The 1,088-nt window shown below is 48.3% G+C and carries 1 protein-coding gene; it reads left to right on the forward strand.

All coding sequences use genetic code 11. The features are described 5' to 3' along the window. The first annotated feature begins 659 nt into the window (after window positions 1–659). Window positions 660–1,019 carry a hypothetical protein gene (locus PG892_RS22310; protein WP_270825913.1) on the forward strand — a complete coding sequence of 120 codons (360 nt, stop codon included), beginning with the start codon at window positions 660–662 and terminating at the stop codon, window positions 1,017–1,019. Window positions 1,020–1,088: the final 69 nt, after the last annotated feature.

The raw sequence follows: 1,088 nt of genomic DNA on the forward strand, positions 1-1,088 counted from the left end.
GGGGCATGCAGTCGTGGCAAGCCCTCCGATGCCATATCGGCTCTTGAAGCTGGCTGAGGGTCATGGGTAATCAGGAACTGATTTGACGTGAACGGGCAATGGTCATGGCTCACCCCCTGGGCAGTGACACCTCAAGCCAAGTACAGGGCTACGCCGCTGTCAAAAAGGTGGGTGTCCCAGATTTTGTTGGTGTCCCAGATTTCCCAGATACCCCCAAATTTCACAATTTGCTGATCAAGTTCAAAAAACAATGTGATTCCGATGGTTACATCATTTTAAGGCTCGCTTGGGTAGTTTAGTTTGTCTTACAGTGGCTATCTGGAACCTGTTGAACTGCGATGGGTCACTGCCCTCGCTGGTCAATGGAGCATATTGGAAGCTGTAATCCATGGGCGGTAGCGTGGGATTTGGTGACATTACGCCCCATACAGAAAGGTGGGTGTCCCAGATTTCTCCAAAAGGTGGGTGTCCCAGATCTCTCCTCCCAGATCTCTAACAGAGCAGCCCCTACCAAGCCGCTTTATCGTCCGCATGCAAGCGCTTTGATGACATGGCTCAAATAACGAAAATTTTCTGATAGTCGTATCAGATTGACTGCTAGCATAAGTGGTTTCATTTGTCTTACGCTACGTATCCAGTGCCTATAGAGAAGACGCTAAGTGTCAATATCCGCCTATAAAGACCACCCGATAAGAGCATCGTTATCTCGCATTCTTCAAATGCAAAGCGAGCCTGAATTCGCAGAGCCGAACATAGCAGAAAACGATCAGTTCGCGTTTGCGCGAGACAAGGTTTTTGCAATGAGCCACGCAATTGATGCTTTACTCCATCATACCCCAGCGGAGCTCACCAGCGTACAAGCACTTAGTCAACTTAACAGCAATATCCAAGCCCCTCTGAGTGAGCTGACTGCATTTCTTTCGAATAAGAATGCAGGTCACTTGATTAATGCAGCCACACAGTTCGAACAGAATATACTTCCCTATCTTTGGGGTTTTGTACCGCAGCTTCAGAGCTGACTCTTATACACAAGTAGCGCCCTGAACGGAACCATTCCCGTTTTCCAGGATCTGATCTTCCATGTGACC

Source organism: Aeromonas sp. QDB68 (assembly GCF_027707405.1).
GTDB classification, from domain to species: domain Bacteria; phylum Pseudomonadota; class Gammaproteobacteria; order Enterobacterales; family Aeromonadaceae; genus Aeromonas; species Aeromonas caviae.